Below are 17,398 nucleotides of genomic sequence, written 5' to 3'. Positions count from 1 at the left end.
GTCCGCCGCGCGTCTCGACCGCCCTCCGGGCCCGGGCATACCATGGTAAGCAGCGCGATTCGGACACGTGCGGCACATCTTCAGGGAGCCGTGATGGTCGAAGAACTGGTGACGGCCGGGGTGGCGCTGGCCTGCACGGGCACGGTGTATCTCATGGCGGCGGCGCGAGTGGTCAAGCAGTACGAACGCGGTGTGGTGCTGCGGCTGGGGCGGCTGGTCTCCGAGGTGCGCGAGCCGGGGTTCACCATGATCGTTCCGATCGTCGACCGGCTGCGCAAGGTCAATATGCAGATCGTCACGATGCCGGTGCCCGCCCAGGAGGGCATCACCCGCGACAACGTCACGGTGCGGGTCGACGCGGTCGTCTACTTCAAGGTCGTGGACGCCGCCGACGCGGTCATCCGGGTCGAGGACTACCGCTTCGCGGTCTCGCAGATGGCGCAGACCTCGCTGCGGTCGATCATCGGCAAGAGCGAGCTGGACGACCTGCTGTCGAACCGCGAGAAGCTCAATCAGGGCCTGGAGCTGATGATGGACAGCCCGGCCATCGGCTGGGGAGTGACCGTCGACCGGGTGGAGATCAAGGACGTCTCGCTGCCGGAGACGATGAAGCGGTCGATGGCCCGCCAGGCGGAGGCGACCCGCGACCGGCGCGCCCGGGTGATCAACGCCGATGCCGAGCTGCAGGCGTCGAAGAAGCTGGCCGAGGCGGCCGAGGCGATGTCCGACCAGCCCGCGGCGCTGCAACTGCGGCTGCTGCAGACCGTGGTGGCGGTCGCCGCCGAGAAGAACTCCACCCTCGTGCTGCCCTTCCCGGTCGAGCTGCTGCGGTTCCTGGAGCGGTCCGGGCTGCAGGCCCAGGCGCAGACCGAGGCGGCCGAGGCGGAGCGGGACGGCGGCCGGCGGCCGGCCGCCCCGGCGGCGCCGCGGGCGCCGCGCACGCCCGTCGAGCACGGTGCGGAGACCGCGCTGCCGGAGCTGGCGGACCTCCCGCCGGTGGAGGACCTCCCGTAGGCGTCCCGCGCGGATGAGGTCCTGAAGCGGGGTGCCGTTACCTTCTCGATGTTCCGCTGAGCGCCGTATGTCCCCATTGATGTGGGTACATACGGCGTTTTCTGTGGCCCGGGGGGCGGTTCCCGGCCGGTGTTTTCCGGCCAGCTATAGTCCTCACACGTTGCCGTCCGCCGTGCGCCCCGTGTGCCCGCTGATGTCCGCACTCGGGAGTGAGGTGCGCGGATGTCTGTGTGTCCTTCGTGTGGCGAATGGGTGAACTCCCGCATGTGAGACCGGAACTCGGTCTTGTGCGCGAGTGAGGCGGATGGGAATACTCGGCTCCACCTTGGCATGGACGCGACTCCCCGAGACGCCGCTTCCCGGGGCGGACCCGTGCCAGTCCTGATCCCTCACTCTCCGGGCCCGGACAACTCCCCACGGTTTCCGGGCTCTTCCCCCCACGGGAGGCTCTGAGTTGAAGCACCGACGCATACCCAACCGGCGCGCCGTCATCGCGGGCGCGGGCGCGCTCGCCCTCGCCGCGACCGCCACCGTCACCCTCGCCAACGCCAACGCGTCCCAGGGCCCCGCCCCCAAGCCCACGCTCGCCAAGCTGACCTCCGCGGCGGCGACCACCCTGGCCTCCCAGCTCAAGACGGACACCGCCGGTGCGTTCTACGACGCCAAGGCCAAGAAGCTGGTGGTCAACGTCGTGAACAAGGCGGCGGCCAAGGCCGTACGGGCGAAGGGGGCGGAAGCGAGACTCGTCAAGCACACCTTCGCCCAGCTCGACTCGGCCCGGCAGACGCTGAAGTCGAAGGCGACCATCCCCGGCACGTCCTGGGGCATCGACCCGCAGAGCAACAAGGTCGTGGTGACCGCCGACCGCACGGTCAAGGGCACCAAGCTGGACCGGCTCACCAAGGTCGCCGAGGCCCTCGGCGACAAGGTCGAGGTCCGCCACAGCAAGGGTGAGTTCAAGCCCTTCATCGGCGGCGGCGACGCGATCTGGGGGAGCGGTGCCCGCTGCTCGCTCGGCTTCAACGTCGTCAAGGACGGCCAGCCGCACTTCCTGACGGCCGGCCACTGCGGCAACGACATCAAGAGCTGGTCCGACAAGCAGGGCGGCTCGGCGATCGCCACCACCGAGGACTCCAAGTTCCCCGGTGACGACTACTCGCTCGCCAAGTACACCGGTGACACCGCGCACCCGAGCGAGGTCAACCTCTACAACGGCAGCACCCAGAAGATCACCAAAGCCGCTGAGGCCACCGTCGGTGAGAAGGTGCAGCGCAGCGGCAGCACCACCCAGGTGCACGACGGCACGGTCAAGGCCCTGAACGCCAGCGTCAACTACCAGGAGGGCACGGTCGAGGGTCTGATCCAGACCGACGTCTGCGCCGAGCCCGGTGACAGCGGTGGCGCGCTCTTCGACGGCGAGACCGCCCTCGGCCTCACCTCCGGCGGCAGCGGCGACTGCTCCGGCGGCGGCGAAACCTTCTTCCAGCCGGTCACCGAGGCCCTGGAGGCCTACGGCGCGGAAATCGGCTGACCCGCAGGCACACCCTGCACAGCTCGGCGCATGGTGCCGGGCCCCGGATCCGCTCGTCGTCCGGGGACCCGGCACCGTCCCGCGGCGCTCAGCCGCCCGTGCCCGGGGCTGCCTCCCGGCCGTCGCCCGGCCCGAAGGCAGTCAGCGCCTCCTCGGCCGAGGTCCGGGCCCGGACATAGGTATCCGCCCATGCGGCTGCCGACGGAGAGTCCGATTCCCGGGCGATCCGGGCGCAGGCCGCCTCGTGATCGAAGGCCGTATGCCGCAGTGTGACCGCTCCGCCGCCCGGCCCCAGCAGCGCCCAGTGGGCGCCCGGTCTGCCGTACGGCATGCCGACGCTCCCCGGATTGACCACCAGCCGTCCGTGGGTGAACCGGACGAACGGCATATGGGTGTGCCCGCAGACCACCGTCCGTACGGCATCGGGCACCCCCTCCAGCACCTCGGCCCAGCGCTCGGGCCGGGAGTCGACGAGCGCGATCTCCGTGTCGTTGCGCGGGGTGGCGTGACAGAAGAGGACCGGCCCGAGCCCGGTCACCTCCAGCGTCGCGGTGGCGGGCAGCGACCCCAGGAAGTCCAGGTCGTCCGGGCCGAGTTGACCGGCCGCCCAGGCGTCCATCGGATCCGCCGGAGTGTCTCCCGTCCCCTGCCGGACCGCGGCCATCTCGCGGTCGGCGTTACCGCTGATCCACACCGCCCGGTCGCCGAGACCGCGCAGCAGCGCCAGGGTCTGGCGGGGGAGCGGCCCGGCGAGCAGATCACCGGTCAGCACGATGCGGTCGGCGGTGCGGACGTCCGGCTCGGCGAGCACCGCCTCCAGCGCCGGCAGCACGGCATGGATGTCGGAGAGCACGGCGACGCCCGCGCCGTGCGGGCGGGCGGAGTTCGGTCCGGCGTCGCTGCCGGGATCGGAAGTGTCCATGCGCCGAGCCTAGGGACCGTCAACGCCCCACCGCATGGCAGATCCCCGGGCACCGCCGTCCGGTGCCCGGGGATCTGAAGCGATGGTCGGGTCAGAAGTTGAAGACCGATCCCATGCCGTCGGCCATCGCGCAGGAGTTGGCGAAGGTGTAGGTGTACGAGACGCGCTTGCCCTGCCACACGCCGTCGGCGGTGACCACGAAGGGGTTCCACTCCTTGGTGCACAGCCGGTCCGACGTGGCGGCGGTCACCGCGTTGAAGTCACCGGCCACCGTGCGCAGTTGGGCGCAGGCGGCTTTTGCGTTCGGGTGGCTTCCCCGCGCCCCCGGCATACAGCTGAGCGTCACGGCGCGCTGCACCGTGGCGGTCGCGCGGCTCTCTCCCTGGCCGGTCGTCAGCACCAGTTCCGACGGGGCGTAGAGCCCGCCCGTCCGCGTGGGCTGCGCCGGTGCGGCGACGGCGTGCGCGGTGGTGGCGAGCGTGCCCATAACCAGCGCTGCGCCGAGCGCGACCGCCCCAGTGATGTACCGCATGACGAACACTCCCTTGCTCGAAGGTGCAGATACCGGACGGGAGTCTGGCCCAACCGCACTCCGAAAGCATCCCGATCACACAAGGAGCGATCGCTTTGAGTCGTTAGATGAAAGCTGAGAGTAATGGCGCGAACCGGCCGGGGGCGGTGTCGGACGGCCGGGGGAAAGCCGTGCGCGGCCAGCGGGGATGCCGCCCCCGGGGTGCCCCGGGCAAGGGCCGCTCGGCCACGGAACGAAGGAATCCGGTCGCCGACCGGTCGTTCGGGCGGGTTTCGATCTCCGGCGATTGGCCGAAGAGGGGGGCCGGAGGGTCCCTCCGTGCTGCCCGGGGTCTCCGGAGAGGTAAGAACCGGCCGCCCGCCGGTCGCCTTACCGGCCCGGTGCGCTCGTCGCGGTGCCCGCCCTCACCGGCTCCGGCCGCTCGCCGCGGCGCCCTCCTTCACAGCCTCCGGCCGCCCGCCGCCGTGCCCTTCCTCACAGCCTCCGGCCGCCCGCCGCCGCGCCCTCCCCGCCGCCGGGGCGGCCCGGGTCCCCCTCGCCGTCCCGCTCCTTCACCCCGTGGCCCCGTCCAGTTCCGGCAGCCCCGCCGTCAGTGCCCGCAGGGTCCGCACCACCAGCTCGGCGGGCCCCCGCGGTCCGTCCGGTGCCGCGTCTCCCGCCGCCCACTCCTCCACCGCGACCCGCATCGCGGTGTTCGCCGCGGCCGCGGCCAGCCGTGCCGTCAACGGGTCCGCGCCGGTCAGCCGTGCCAGGACCGGCCGCAGTGCCTCCTCGGAGTCGTGGTGCACCCGGTGCCAGACCGCGCGCAGCGCCGGATCGCCCGGCATCGCCCGCAGCAGTCCGCGGGTCCAGCGCAGCGCCTCGGCGGCCGGCTCGTCGGCGGGGGTCAGTGCCCGGTGGGCCGCCCGCTCCAGCGCCTCGCGCACGGGGAGGGTGTCCTGGCCCGCCGGCGGTGTGGCCAGATCGTCGATCCACTCCCGCACCCCGCCGGCGAGCAGCGGCACCACCGCGTCCTCCTTGGTGCGGAAGTAGCGGTAGAAGGTGCGCAGCGCGACCCCTGAGGTGCGGGCGATCTCGTCGGCGGTGACGGCGGCGCCGCGCTCCGCGAACAGGGCCGCCGCGGTGCGGGCGATCTCCAGCTGGGTCTCGGCCTTCCGCCGCTCGGTGAGCGAGGGGCGCGGCGGCGGGGTGGTGCGGGGCGCGGTCGGCATGGCTTCAGTTTACGGAGTGCTGTGACAGATCGGCATGCCACGCGAGAGTGGCACGACGTGCCACATGGGCGTTAGCGTGCCCGGGTACCTCGAGAACGGAGCTGGACCATGAACCGCTTTGACGGACGCCGCGTACTGATCACCGGAGCCGGCTCGGGCATCGGCCAGGCCACCGTCCACCGGATCCTCGCCGAGGGCGGCCGGGCGGTGGCGGCGGACGTCGATGCCGCGGGGCTGCGGATCACCGCCGACCGTGCCGCCGCGGAGGGGACCGACGGCCGGCTGGAGACCGTGGTGCTGGACGTGGCCGACGAGGCGGCGGTCCGTGCGGGCGTCGCCGCCGCGGTGGCCGGGCTCGGCGGTCTGGACGTCCTGGTCAACGCGGCGGGCATCCTGCGCGCCGCGCACACTCACGAGACCGGGCTGGACCTCTTCAACCAGGTCCTCTCGATCAATCTGACCGGCACCTTCCTGATGATCCGTGAGGCGCTGCCCGCTCTCCTGGAGGGTGAGGCGCCGGTCGTGGTCAACTTCAGCTCCACGTCGGCCTCGTTCGCGCACCCGTACATGGCGGCGTACGCGGCGAGCAAGGGCGGCATCCAGTCCATGACGCATGCCATCGCGAGCGAGTACAGCAAGCAGGGGCTGCGCGCGGTGTGTGTGGCGCCGGGCTCCATCGCCAGCGGCATGACCAGCGGTCCGGTTCCTGGGCTGCCCGAGGACGCCGATATGTCCCTGTTCACCAAGCTCTTTCCGGCCATCGGCGAAGGCTTCGCCGGTCCGGAGACGGTCGCCGGTGTCATCGCGATGCTCGCCTCGCGGGACGGCGCGTTCATCACCGGCACGGAGGTCCGGATCGACGGCGGTACGCATATGTGAGCCGGCCGCACTTCCCGTGGAACGGCTCCGTCACCGCATCGACGGCATCACGCTCTGCGTGTCCGAGCCGGTCACGTTCGGGCTAGCCGGCCCTCTTGGCCTGAACGTCTTCGGCTGTCAGGGCCTTACCGCCGATTGCCCATTCGCCACTGGGCGTCTCGGTGATCACCACATGCGTCACCGGTCGCAGTGCCTCACCTTCGATGGCGATCAACGCCTCGGAGACGTCCTCGACCATCTTCTGCTTCTCTTCGGGGGTGAATACCCCTGCGATCACCTTGATGTCGATGAATGGCATCGGATACCTCCCACGTGATGGTGAGATCCGGCCGTCATGCCGCTCCGGTTTCAGGGTCGAACGTGATGTCAACCGCTGCTTGCGCCGGCACGTTTCTCCCAGTGTCGCAGATCGACTCCTGCGACACCCGCTTGAGGAGGTGCTCCGGTGATCACGGCGCTGACCTGGGCGGGACCCGGCCTGTGGGATCACTACGCCGACCGCCCGCCGAAGTCCGTCCGTCACCACCCTTCTCGGCATGCTGCGGCTGCGAATGGTGAGTTGAGCCGCAGGGGGTACCGGACTGCGGGGGAGTTCACGTCCCGCCGGGCCTCACGCCTGCCCGGTTTCGAAGCGGCTCACCTTCCCGTTCATGAGGGGGTCTCGCCCTTCTTGCGGAAGATCGAAAGAACCAGGGTGAGCAGGGTCCCGCCCACCGCCCAGGCGGCGAGCACCAGGAGCGGGCCGGTGATCGCGTTGCCGTGGAAGTAGGCGAGGGAGCGTGCCGTCCAGGTGCCCGCGCCCGGTGGGAGGGCGGGGCCGATGGCGCGCCAGAACGGGGGCAGCAGCGGGTAGGGGTAGGCGCCGCCCGCGCTCGGATTGCCGAGGATGACGATCAGCAGGATCGCCAGGCCGATGCCGAGGATGCCCAGCAGGGCCTGGCAGGCCAGGGTGGTGGCGCCCACCGCGAAGACCACCAGGGCGCCCAGCCCCCACAGCCCGAAGAAGGTGCCGGGCAGGGCGCCGAGCACCGGCCCGACGACGATCGCGCCGGCCAGTCCGGCGGTGAGCGCGTACACGGCGAGCGCGGCCAGTCGGATGACCGCCCGGTGGCCGTTCGAGGGGCGTGCCCCGGCGCTGATCGCGAGGATCGCGGCGCACAGATAGCCGCCGACGCACCAGCCGACGACGAGGTAGAAGGACGACAGGCTGCGGCCGTCGCCCGGGGCGGCGGGTGCCACCTCGACCGTGCGGACGGTGCGGTGTCCGGCCTTCTCGGCCGAGCGCACGACCGTGTCGACCGCCTGGGCGAGGGAGGCGCCGCCGCCACCGGCGACCAGCAGCCGGTCGGTGCTCCCGCGCGGGTTGACGATCAGTGCGCCGTCGAGCGTCCGGTCCGCGATCTGCTGCCGGGCGGCCCGTTCGGAGGCCACCGGGCGCGGGTCCAGGGGGGAGCCGGGCAGCCGGTCCAGCTTGGCCACCAGCTGCGCCCTGGTCTGCGCGGGAGCGACGACACCGAGCGGCACATCCGTCGGCACGGGGTGGTGGAAGGCGCCGGTGTACGACGTGATGAACGCGATCATCAGCCCCAGGACGCCGAGCACCAGCAGCGAGGCATGGGGCGTCACCGCGCTCTTCACCTCCCCGAGGAAGGTGGTGCGGGTGCCGTCGTCCGTCGTGGCCATGGCTCGCTCCTCGCCACACTTCGGCTGCCGGTCCGGTGCTTTTGTTCCCATATCTTCCGGTTGGTGGCAGAGGTGTGCAGATCGGTGGAGCTGATCGGCGGATCGGGGAGCGGCCCTCCGGTATGTCTTCGTACGAATGTTCGATGGACGGGTTATGGTGGGAGGAGGAGCGAGGGATACAAGGTCAGCCGGGGGCGGGTGAGGTGCAGGAGGTGCGGATGCCAGGGTTCACGCATCTGCACACCGCTTCGGGGTTCTCCCTGCGCTACGGCGCCTCCCATCCGGAGCGGCTCGCCGAGCGCGCCGCCGAGCGGGGGATGGACACCCTCGCGCTGACCGACCGGGACGGGCTCTCCGGGGCCGTACGGTTCGCCAAGGCCGCGGCCGAAGCCGGTGTCCGTCCGCTGTTCGGCAGCGAACTCGCCGTGGCGGAGCGCGAGTCGGCGCCCACGCCCACCGCGCGCCGCCGCACTCCGGTGCGCGGCGGCGCCTTCCTCGACGAGTCCGCCGCCCGCGCCGTCTTCCTGGCCCGCGACGGAGCGGCCGGCTGGGCCGCCCTGTGCCGGCTGGTCTCGGCCGCCCACGCCGGGCAGGGTGAGCAGCCCGTCCTCCCGTGGAGCGCCCTGGAATCCGCCACGGACGGACTGACCGTGCTGCTCGGACCGGACTCCGAGGTCGGCCGGGCGCTGGCCGCCGGCCGCCCGGACCGCGCCGCCCGGCTCCTCGCCCCCTGGCGCGAGCGGTACGGCGAGGCGCTGCGCCTGGAGGTCGTCGACCACGGCCGGTCCGGCAGCGGACCCGGCTCCCCGCGGCTGGCCGCCCGCACCCTCGGCTTCGCCGTCGACCAGGGCCTCCGCGCCGTCCTGACCAACGCGGTCCGCTATGCCGACCCCGGCCAGGGCCCGGTCGCCGACGTCCTGGACTCCGCCCGCCGGCTGGTGCCGGTGGACCGGCACCGGCCCGAGGCCCGGGACAGCGGGGAGCGCTGGCTCAAGGACGGTGCCACGATGAGCCACGCCGCCGAGCGGGTCGCCGAGGCGGCCGGGTTCCGGCGCGGCCTGGCCCACCGGCTGCTCGCCATGACCGAGGAGACCGCCGGGGAGTGCCTGGTCGACCCGCAGGACGACATCGGGCTCGGCCGTATCCACTTCCCCGAGCCGCGGCTGGTCGGCGCGGGCCACCGCACCGCCGCCCGGGTGCTGCGCTCGCGCTGTGCCGCCGGGATGGTGCTGCGCGGCTACGACCACGACCGTGAACGCTGGGCGCGGCTGCACGACGAACTGCGCACGATCGAACGGCTCGGCTTCCCCTCGTACTTCCTGACGGTCGCTCAAGTCGTGGACGACATACGGGAGATGGGTATCCGGGTCGCGGCCCGCGGGTCCGGCGCCGGGTCCCTGGTCAACCACCTCCTGGGCATCGCCCACGCCGATCCGGTCGAGCACGGGCTGCTGATGGAGCGCTTTCTGTCCGAGCGGCGGGCGGCGCTGCCGGACATCGACATCGACGTCGAGTCCGCCCGCCGGCTGGAGGTCTACCGCGCGATCTTCGACCGGTTCGGCGCGGAGCGGGTCGCCACCGTCTCGATGCCCGAGACCTATCGCGTGCGGCACGCCGTACGGGACGTGGGCGCCGCCCTGGGCATGGACCCGGCGCGGGTGGACCGGCTGGCCAAGGCCTTCCCGCACATCCGCGCCCGGGACGCGCGGGCGGCGCTGGCCGAGCTGCCGGAGCTGCGCGGGGTGCGGGAGGCCGGCGGCGAGCAGCTGTGGCCACTGGTCGAGGCGCTGGACGCGCTGCCGCGCGGTATCGCCATGCACCCGTGCGGGGTGCTGCTCTCCGACGCCACGCTGCTGGACCGTACGCCGGTCGTCCCGACCAGCGGCGAGGGCTTCGCGATGTCGCAGTTCGACAAGGAGGACGTGGAGGACCTGGGGCTGCTCAAGCTCGATGTGCTGGGCGTGCGGATGCAGTCCGCGATGGCGCATGCGGTCGCCGAGATCGGCCGGGCCACCGGGCGCCGGATCGATCTCGACGACCCCGCACAGGTGCCGCCCGGCGACCCCGCCACCTACGACCTGATCCGCTCGACCGAGACGCTCGGCTGCTTCCAGATCGAGTCGCCGGGCCAGCGTGACCTGGTCGGCAGGCTGCAGCCCGCCACCTTCCACGATCTGGTCGTCGACATCTCCCTCTTCCGGCCGGGGCCGGTCGCCGCCGACATGGTGCGGCCCTTCATCGAGGCCCGGCACGGCCGCAAGGCGGTCCGCTATCCGCACCCCGACCTGGAGGAGCCGCTGCGCGAGACCTATGGGGTGGTGGTGTTCCACGAGCAGATCATCGAGCTGCTGCGGATCATGACGGGCTGCGGGCGGGACGAGGGTGACGAGAAGCGGCGGGCGCTGTCGCATCCGGAGCTGCAGGGCCGGGTGCGCGCCTGGTTCGCGCAGTGCGCCGAGCGGCGCGGGTACGCACCCGAAGTGATCGCGCGTACCTGGGAGATCGTCGAGGCCTTCGGCTCGTACGGCTTCTGCAAGGCGCACGCGGTGGCCTTCGCGGTGCCCACGTACCAGTCCGCCTGGCTCAAGGCGCACCACCCCGCGGCCTTCTATGCCGGGCTGCTCACCCACGACCCGGGGATGTATCCGAAGCGGCTGCTGCTCGCGGACGCGCGGCGGCGCGGGGTGCCGGTGCTGCCGCTGGATGTGAACCGGTCGGCGGTCGCTCATCGAATCGAACTGGTGTCCGGTGATGGCCTTCGCGGCGATGGTCCGGGGGACCGTTCCGCGGTCTGGGGGCTGCGGCTCGCGCTCAGCGATGTGCACGGGATGAGCGAGGCCGAGGCGCAGCGGATCGAGACCGGACAGCCCTATCACTCGCTGCAGGACCTGTGGCAGCGCGCCAGGCCGGGCCGTCCGGTGGCCGAACGCCTCGCCCGGGTGGGCGCGTTGGACGCCTTCGGGGCGAACCGGCGGGACCTGCTGCTGTACCTCGCCGAGCTGCACCGCCACGGACGGCGGGCGCCCGGGGGTCAGCTGACGCTGCCCGGCCGGGCCCTCGACGGGGCGGGCGCGGAACCGGTCGATCCGGTCGAGCCGGCCGGGCTGCCCGACCTCAGCGACGTCGAACGGCTCAGCGCCGAGCTGGGCGTCCTCGGCATGGACGCCTCCCGCCATCTGATGGCCGACCACCGGGAGTTCCTCGCGGAGCTGGGCGCGCTGCCGGCCCGGCTGCTGCGCGGCGCCCGGCACGGCGAGACGGTGCTGGTCGCCGGGGCCAAGGCGGCCACCCAGACACCGCCGATCCGCTCCGGCCGCCGGATCATCTTCACCACCCTGGACGACAGCACGGGGCTGGTCGACTGCGCCTTCTTCGACGACAGTCATGCGGCCTGTGCGCACACGATCTTCCACTCCTGGCTGCTGCTGGTGCGCGGTACGGTCCAGCGGCGCGGTCCGCGCAGCTTCAGCGTGGTCGGCGCCGCCGCCTGGAACCTCGCCGAGCTGGCCGAACTGCGCCGCGAGGGCGGGCTGGAGGCGGTCGCCGCCCGGCTCGCGGCGGTGCCGGACACGGAGGCGGCCGAGGCGGACACCCCGGCGGCGGAGCCGGGCGCCCCGGCGGCGGGGCCGGGACAGGGGGCCGGTGAGGAGTCCGGCGAGGAGTCCGGGACGGGCCGGGAGCCCGAGCCGGCCGCCGCCTCGGGCCGCACCATCCGGCTGAGCACCGGCTACGAGCTGCACCCGTGGGCCGACCTCCAGCCCCCCGGTGAACGCGCCGCCACGGGGCGCAAGTTGTGGCACTCCAGCCCGGGGAGCGCGGGATGACCCCCGCGCCGAGGCCGCCCGCCGCACCGCCGGATCCCCCCGGCGCCCCGCGGCAGCCGGGCATGCTGCACGTACGGTTCCGGACCGCCGACGGCACCCCCGTGAGCGCCGGGCGTTTCGAGCAACTGCTGGGGCTGCTGGCGCAGTTCACCCCGGTGATCGAGGCGCTGCCGCCGGACGCCGCGCTGGCGGACGTCCGCGGTGCGCTGCGCTACTTCGACCGGGACGCGACGGGCATCGCCGAACTGGTGCGGCTGCGCGCGCTGGCCTGGCACGGCGTACGGTGCACGATCGGGATCGGCGCCAACCCGCTGCTCGCCCGGATGGCGGCCCAGGGGGCGGCGCCCGGCGAGATCCGGGGCGTCCCCGATGACGCCGGAACCGTCGCCGCGTTCCTCGACCGCCGGCCGGCCTCGGCACTGCACGGCGTCGGCCCGGCGACCGCGCGCGCCCTGTGTGCGTACGGACTCGACAGCATCGGCCGGATCGCCGCCGCACCGCCCGCGACCCTGCAGCGGATCCTCGGCGCCCGGACGGGCCGGATCGTGTACGAGCGGGCCCGCGGTATCGACCCGACGCCGGTGACGCCCAATGCGGCGGCCCGTTCGATGGGCGCCGAACACCGCTTCGCCCACGACGAGTTGGACCCGGCCAGGCGCCGCCGTGCGCTGCTCTCGCTCGCCGACGACCTCGGGGCCCGGATGCGCGCGAGCGGGCAGGTGGCCCGCGCGCTCACCCTCACCGTCCGCTACGCCGACCGCTCCACCACCACCCGCACCCGGCGGCTGGACGGGCCGACCGCGCACGGGCCCGCGCTGACCGAGGCGGCCTATGCGCTGCATGCCGCGCTCGGGCTGCAGCGGGCGAGGGTGCGGTCCGTGGCGCTGCGCGCGGAGGATCTGTGCCGCGCCGAACGCGCCGCGCGGCAGCTGACCTTCGACCCGTCCGACGACAGGGCCCACCGCATCGAGGCCGCCGTCGACCGGGCCAGGGCGCGCTTCGGGACCGGGAGCGTACGGCCCGCGGCGACCCTCGGCCGGACGCCTCCGCCCCCGGGCACCAAGCCCCTCGGCCCCGGGGCCAAAGGCGACCGCGGCGGCGACCGGCCTTAGGGCCTGCCCTGTGGTGCGGTCCGGACCGGCCCGCGGCGCCCCGGTGCCTCAGCCGTAGAGCCGCTCCGCATACCGGGGGCCGTAGTGCTGCTCCAGCTCCTCCAGGGGCATGTCCTGGGCCTCGACGCCCTTGACGATCCGGGCCCGCGAGGGCAGCGCGTCCGGCTGCCAGGTCTCCGGCTTCCACAGCTCCGAGCGCAGGAACGCCTTGGAGCAGTGGTAGAAGACCTCCTCGACCTCCACCAGGAGCGCCAGCCGCGGGCGGTGGCCCTTGACGATCAGCGCGTCGAAGAACGGGGCGTCGCGCAGCAGCCGGGCGCGGCCGTTGATGCGCAGGGTGTCACCGCGCCCCGGGAGGAGGTAGTTCAGCCCGACATGCGGATTGGCGAGGACGTTCATCCAGCCGTCCACGCGCTTGTTGCCGGGGCGGTCCGGGATCACGAGGGTGGTGTCGTCCAGGACATGGGTGAAGCCCGCGGGGTCGCCCTTGGGGGAGGCGTCGCACCGGCCCTGCGCGTCCGCGGTGGCTATCACGCAGAACGGCGAGCGGGCCAGCCACTGGCGGTCGAGGTCGTGCAGCCGGTGCCGGGTCTTGTTCGCCGCATGGGAGCTGGGCTCACCGAACAGCTCGCGCAGCTCCGCCGCCGATGAGATCTCCACGATCCCGGTCAGATCCGCCGCCCCGGCCGTTTCCATCGCTGTTCCCCCTCATGTCACGTCCCTGGTCGAGCCGTTGCCGACTTTACGGGACGGCACTGACATCCACCCCGGCCGCGACGGACGGGGCGTCCTGCAGGCACAGAAACGGTGCGCGGCACCCCGGACGTCCGGTGAGGGTTGTGTGGCGCTTCCTTCACCGTCACACCGCTGGCCCACCGTGCTTACCCAGCCGTAACTTACTTGCCAGTCAACTGCGTTGGCCCTTGCGATCCGGATCGCGCGTGAACGGCTCACCGAGCACTTCGGAGTCCCCCTCACCCCGCAAGGAGCATCGTATGAAGCTGCGCTGGTCAAGAACGCTCCCCCTCCTCCCCGCCCTCGCCCTGGCCCTCGGTGTCACCGCCACCCCCGCCGCCGCCGAAGAGGCTTCGCGCCACTCCTCCAGCAGCGCCGTCAGCAGCGGCTGGAACAACTACTCCTGCAAACCCTCCGCCGCCCACCCGCGGCCGGTGATCCTGGTGCACGGCACGCTCGGCAACTCCATCGACAACTGGCTCGGCCTCGCGCCCTACTTGGTGGCCCGTGGCTACTGCGTCTTCTCCCTGGACTACGGCCAGCTGCCCGGTGTCCCGTTCTTCCACGGGCTGGGCGCGGTCGACGCGTCCGCCCGGCAGCTCGCCGCCTACGTCGACCGGGTGCTGGCCGCCACGGGCACCCGGAAGGCCGATCTCGTCGGCCACTCACAGGGCGGCATGATGTCGCGGGTGTACCTGAAGTTCCATGGCGGCGCGGACAAGGTGAACACGCTGGTCGGGCTGGCCCCCGACAACCACGGCACCGATCTGAACGGTCTGACCCGTCTGCTCGACCACTTCCCCGGCGCCAAGAAGTACCTCCACGAGCTGACCCCGGGGCTGGCCGACCAGATCGCCGGCTCCGACATCCTCAACCGCCTCAACGAGGGCGGTGACACGCTCCCCGGAGTGCGTTACACGGTGATCGCGACCAAGTACGACGAGGTCGTCACGCCCTACCGGAGTGCGTTCCTCGACGGCCCCGACGTACGCAATGTGGTGCTCCAGGACCTGTGCGCGATCGACCTCTCCGAGCATGTGGCCATCGGGCTCATCGACCGCGTCGCTTTCCACGAGACGGCCAACGCCCTGGACCCGGCCCACGCCACCGCGACGACCTGCCTGTCGGGCTGACCGGGAGCCGGCCCGGCCCGCCGCCGGAGCGGGGGCCGGGCCGCGCTCCGCACCGGCGCGACGGTCAGCCGACGGTCAACAGGGCCTCGGTGCACTGCTCCGCCAGGTCCTCGGCGTGCGGGGGCAGCGGGGTGCCGCCGCGCAGATGGCGGCGTACCAGCGACAGCGGGAGGTCGACGGCGGCCAGCGTCACCCGGTCGAAGCCCTCCCTGCCGTGCAGCCCCAGGGCCCCCGCGAGCGCCGCCAGGGCGGCGCGTACCCGCATGTTCCCCTCTTCCGCGCGCAGCAGATACTCGTCGGACCAGTCGTCCCGCCCGAACTCCTGGGCCCCGTACAGAAGCAGTGCGGCCTCCGCCGGGTGCGCGCGGCTCCACGCCACGATGTGGCGGGCGGCGGCCCGGCCCCCGGTGCGCGGGTCGTCCGACGATTCGAGGGCCTCGAAGTAGCCCGCCTGGAAGCCCTCGACGGTACGCAGCCACACCTCGGCGAGCAGTGCCGAGCGTCCGGCGAAACGGTGGTAGACCGAACCGCTGGGGGCGCCCACGGCCGCCGCCACCGCGGACATGGTGACGCCCGCGGGCCCGGACTCGGCCGCCAGCCGTACGGCGGCGTCGAGGAGCTGAGCGGTGTCGAACCGGGATGGCCTGGCCATGTTCTAGAGGGTACTCTCCACTATATTGGAGATGCGCCTCTAGAACGGGGTGCGGACCAGGTGGGGAAGGGCGTGAGGGGTATCCACGACGTGCACGAGCGGGTGCTGCCGGTGCCCGGGGCCGAGGCCGGTCCACTGACCGACGGCCTCTCCGGCGACGCCGACCCGCTCCGGCCGCGCCGCGACGCGGCCCTGGAGGACAGCCGGGACCGCGCCGAACGGGCCTGTACGGGCACCGTCGCCCGGCCCGCCCGCTGGAGCCGCTACGTCCGGACGCTGCGCCGCCTCATCGGATGACCCGCCGCAGCGTCAGAAAGCCGACGGCCGCACAGGCGAGTCCCGCCGGGATCAGCAGCAGCCGTCCGGAGAAGGCCAGCACGGCCGCCGTCAGCAGGGCGCTCACGCACCCGCCGCACCACAGGGGAGTGCGGCGTGGCAGGAGCACCAGCGCGGCGGCCAGGCCGGCGAGGGTCACCGCCGCCAGACAGGTGGCGGTGGCCCTCATCAAAAGATCCAGATCGGCGCCGCCGAAGCCCGCCGCCGCGGCCACGAGCACGGCCGCCCCGCCGAGCACCGCCAGCGACCGCCGCGGCACCTCGCCCGGCGCGCCGCCCTTGGCCAGTGCGCGCGGCGCCGCCCCGTCCCGGGCGAGCGCCGCACCGAGCCGGGAGGCCCCGGCCAGATACGAGTTGACCGCGCCGAAGGTCAGGAAGAGCGCCGCCGCGGCGGCCACGGGGCGGGCGGCGCCGCCCACGCTCCGGGCGAGCAGCTCGGTCAGCGGGGTGTCGGTGCCGCCCGCGGCCGGCCCCAGCGCACCGATCGTGGTCACCGCGAGCCCCAGGTAGAGCACGGTGATGACGGCGAGCGTACGGCGCGTCACCCGCGGCAGATCCCGCCCGGGATCGGCGAACTCGCCCGACAGATGGCTGGCCGCCTCCCAGCCCGCGAACGCGAAGAACAGCACCACGGCCGCCGACCCGACCGAGGACCAGCCGCCGGGCAGGAACGGGGTGAAATGGCGGGCGGACACCTGGGGGGCGGCGGCCAGCACCGTGCCCAGCAGCACCACCGCCAGCAGCCCGCCGAGCAGCAGCTGCACCCGTCCCGACATCCGCAGCCCCACCGCGTTGGAGACCAGCGCCACCGCCACCACCGCCCCGGCCACCACGGCGGCGCCCGTGTCACCCCAACCGGCGGCGTCGGCCACGTACTTCCCGCCGATCCAGGCCGCCGAGACCACCCCGATCGGCACCGCCCCGTAGAACCACCACCCCACCACGGCCGCCGCCCGCGGCCCGATCGCCCGGTGCACATAGGTGGCCACGCCCCCGCCGTCGGGGAACCGCGCGCCGAGCGCCGCGAAGGAGGCGGCCACCGGCACACACAGGGCGAGCAGGACCACCCAGGCCAGGATCGAGGCGGGGCCGGCCGCGTCGGCGGCGAGGGACGGCAGCGTCAGGACGCCGGGGCCGAGGACGGCCCCGGCGCACAGCGCGGTACCGCTGCCGACGCCCAGCCGCCGTACATCCGGTCGTTCGGATGCGGGAAGCAATGTCTGTTGTACGGTCACAGTCGCTGAACGTAACCGTTGGATTGATCAATGTGGCCTCCCGCCGAACATAATTCGGCCGCTGCGGTACCATGGGGGTCATGGACGACATTGATTCGGCGATTGTCCGCGAACTGCAGCGCGATGCACGGCAGACCAACCGCGACCTGGCCCGCCGGCTGAACATCGCGCCCTCCACCTGCCTGGAGCGGGTCCGCGCGCTGCGCGCCAGAGGAGTGATCACCGGCTATCGCGCGACGGTGGACCTGCGCGCCCTCAACCGGCCCGTCCAGGCGCTGCTCACGGTCCGCATCCGCCCGATGAACCGCGAGGTCATCGAGCGCTTCAAGGCCTTTCTGACGTCCCTGCCCGAGGTGCTCAGCGTCTATGTCGTCGCGGGCGGCGACGACTTCCTGGTCCATGTCGCCGTCCCCGACGTCGACCGGCTGCATGCGCTCCTGATGGACCAGGTCTTCAAACGCCGTGAGGTCGTCGACTGCCGGAGTTCGGTCATCTACCAGCATGTCGCCAACGACATCATCGAGGCGCTGCCGCCGAGCGGCTCGTAACAGGGCGGCGCCGCCCCCGAGGTGAAGAAGGGGGCGGCGCCGCGTCCCGGAC

16 protein-coding genes are annotated in these 17,398 nt (G+C 73.0%); 8 read left to right on the top strand and 8 right to left on the bottom strand.

All coding sequences use genetic code 11. From position 1 onward, the window contains the following. Positions 1-93: 93 nt before the first annotated feature. Positions 94-1,014, top strand: a complete 921-nt coding sequence (locus NUT86_RS10110) for a slipin family protein (protein WP_018087911.1) — start codon at positions 94-96, stop codon at positions 1,012-1,014. A 454-nt stretch (positions 1,015-1,468) separates the two neighbouring features. Continuing rightward, positions 1,469-2,545 (top strand): S1 family peptidase, encoded by a 1,077-nt coding sequence (locus tag NUT86_RS10105; protein ID WP_018087910.1) that lies wholly within the window; start codon positions 1,469-1,471, stop codon positions 2,543-2,545. Between the two features lie 88 nt (positions 2,546-2,633). Here the strand turns inward: NUT86_RS10105 and NUT86_RS10100 are convergent, their stop codons facing one another. The 3 genes from NUT86_RS10100 to NUT86_RS10090 all read right to left on the bottom strand — a co-directional run bounded on the left by NUT86_RS10100 (position 2,634) and on the right by NUT86_RS10090 (position 5,210). Then, entirely contained in the window at positions 2,634-3,467 is an 834-nt protein-coding gene (locus NUT86_RS10100) for a metallophosphoesterase family protein (protein ID WP_274734739.1), read from the bottom strand. Between the two features lie 91 nt (positions 3,468-3,558). Further along, on the bottom strand, positions 3,559-3,999 hold the full coding sequence (locus NUT86_RS10095) for a subtilase-type protease inhibitor (RefSeq protein ID WP_018087908.1): 441 nt from the start codon (positions 3,997-3,999) through the stop codon (positions 3,559-3,561). A gap of 551 nt (positions 4,000-4,550) precedes the next feature. Further along, positions 4,551-5,210: a TetR family transcriptional regulator gene (locus tag NUT86_RS10090; protein ID WP_159490172.1), complete on the bottom strand. Its 660-nt coding sequence runs from the start codon at positions 5,208-5,210 to the stop codon at positions 4,551-4,553. Between the two features lie 108 nt (positions 5,211-5,318). On the opposite strand from NUT86_RS10090, the gene NUT86_RS10085 reads away from it, so the two are divergent. Further along, complete coding sequence (locus NUT86_RS10085) at positions 5,319-6,089, top strand: SDR family NAD(P)-dependent oxidoreductase (RefSeq protein ID WP_274734738.1); 771 nt, start codon at positions 5,319-5,321, stop codon at positions 6,087-6,089. 82 nt (positions 6,090-6,171) lie between these two features. Here the strand turns inward: NUT86_RS10085 and NUT86_RS10080 are convergent, their stop codons facing one another. Both NUT86_RS10080 and NUT86_RS10075 read right to left on the bottom strand, forming a co-directional pair. Then, positions 6,172-6,387 carry a tautomerase family protein gene (locus NUT86_RS10080; protein WP_018087905.1) on the bottom strand — a complete coding sequence of 72 codons (216 nt, stop codon included), beginning with the start codon at positions 6,385-6,387 and terminating at the stop codon, positions 6,172-6,174. Between the two features lie 350 nt (positions 6,388-6,737). Then, positions 6,738-7,772 (bottom strand): DUF3533 domain-containing protein, encoded by a 1,035-nt coding sequence (locus NUT86_RS10075; RefSeq protein ID WP_274734737.1) that lies wholly within the window; start codon positions 7,770-7,772, stop codon positions 6,738-6,740. 218 nt (positions 7,773-7,990) lie between these two features. Between NUT86_RS10075 and NUT86_RS10070 the strand changes: the two genes are divergently transcribed. Together NUT86_RS10070 and NUT86_RS10065 are read left to right on the top strand one after the other, a co-directional pair. Next, positions 7,991-11,596, top strand: coding sequence for a DNA polymerase III subunit alpha (locus tag NUT86_RS10070; protein WP_274734736.1), 3,606 nt, complete (start codon positions 7,991-7,993; stop codon positions 11,594-11,596). Next, entirely contained in the window at positions 11,593-12,708 is a 1,116-nt protein-coding gene (locus NUT86_RS10065; RefSeq protein ID WP_274734735.1) for a DNA polymerase Y family protein, read from the top strand. Before NUT86_RS10070 ends, NUT86_RS10065 begins: the two co-directional genes overlap by 4 nt. Before the next feature lie 48 nt (positions 12,709-12,756). On the opposite strand, the gene NUT86_RS10060 is transcribed toward NUT86_RS10065, so the two are convergent. After that, positions 12,757-13,404, bottom strand: a complete 648-nt coding sequence (locus tag NUT86_RS10060; protein ID WP_018087901.1) for a pyridoxamine 5'-phosphate oxidase family protein — start codon at positions 13,402-13,404, stop codon at positions 12,757-12,759. A 299-nt stretch (positions 13,405-13,703) separates the two neighbouring features. On the opposite strand from NUT86_RS10060, the gene NUT86_RS10055 reads away from it, so the two are divergent. Then, on the top strand, positions 13,704-14,576 hold the full coding sequence (locus tag NUT86_RS10055; protein WP_159490166.1) for an esterase/lipase family protein: 873 nt from the start codon (positions 13,704-13,706) through the stop codon (positions 14,574-14,576). Positions 14,577-14,640: 64 nt separating this feature from the next. On the opposite strand, the gene NUT86_RS10050 is transcribed toward NUT86_RS10055, so the two are convergent. Continuing rightward, complete coding sequence (locus NUT86_RS10050; RefSeq protein WP_018087899.1) at positions 14,641-15,228, bottom strand: TetR/AcrR family transcriptional regulator; 588 nt, start codon at positions 15,226-15,228, stop codon at positions 14,641-14,643. A gap of 72 nt (positions 15,229-15,300) precedes the next feature. Here NUT86_RS10050 and NUT86_RS10045 point away from each other — a divergent pair, with 72 nt between their 5' ends. Next, a complete protein-coding gene (locus tag NUT86_RS10045) occupies positions 15,301-15,525 on the top strand; it encodes a hypothetical protein (protein ID WP_274734734.1) in 225 nt (74 codons plus the stop codon). On the opposite strand, the gene NUT86_RS10040 is transcribed toward NUT86_RS10045, so the two are convergent. Then, entirely contained in the window at positions 15,515-16,798 is a 1,284-nt protein-coding gene (locus tag NUT86_RS10040) for an APC family permease (RefSeq protein WP_274734733.1), read from the bottom strand. The genes NUT86_RS10045 and NUT86_RS10040 overlap by 11 nt on opposite strands. Before the next feature lie 80 nt (positions 16,799-16,878). Between NUT86_RS10040 and NUT86_RS10035 the strand changes: the two genes are divergently transcribed. Continuing rightward, on the top strand, positions 16,879-17,346 hold the full coding sequence (locus tag NUT86_RS10035; RefSeq protein ID WP_093648004.1) for an Lrp/AsnC family transcriptional regulator: 468 nt from the start codon (positions 16,879-16,881) through the stop codon (positions 17,344-17,346). Positions 17,347-17,398: the final 52 nt, after the last annotated feature.

The organism is Streptomyces sp. G7(2002) (assembly GCF_028870195.1).
Lineage (GTDB): Bacteria > Actinomycetota > Actinomycetes > Streptomycetales > Streptomycetaceae > Streptomyces > Streptomyces nigrescens.
This window is presented reverse-complemented; position numbering and strand designations above follow the sequence as displayed.